This is a genomic window from Achromobacter sp. GbtcB20 (genome assembly GCF_019091095.1).
Lineage (GTDB): Bacteria > Pseudomonadota > Gammaproteobacteria > Burkholderiales > Burkholderiaceae_B > Achromobacter > Achromobacter mucicolens.
On record NZ_JAGXJZ010000873.1, the window covers coordinates 1 to 238 of the forward strand.

Consider the following 238-nt stretch of genomic DNA (forward strand, 5'->3'; position numbering starts at 1 on the left):
GTGCAGACCTCGTGCAGCTCGGCGAGTTTGGTCTCGTCCTTGGCCAGCAGCCAGGGCTTGTTCTCGTCGACGTACTGGTTGGTGACGTCGGCGATTTCCATGATCTCGCGCAGGGCGCGGCCGTATTCGCGCGCTTCGAAGGCGGCGGCGATCGACACCTGGCGCTCGGCGCCATCCACGGTCAGGGCTTTCGCGATCCAGCCCTTCGCCTCGGCCGACAGTTCGGGGGCCAGCTTGC

At 66.8% G+C, this 238-nt stretch carries 1 pseudogene; it reads right to left on the minus strand.

Annotated elements, in window-relative coordinates:
• Positions 1-238: pseudogene (locus tag KVT32_RS31470) on the minus strand (methionine--tRNA ligase); the annotation flags it as partial.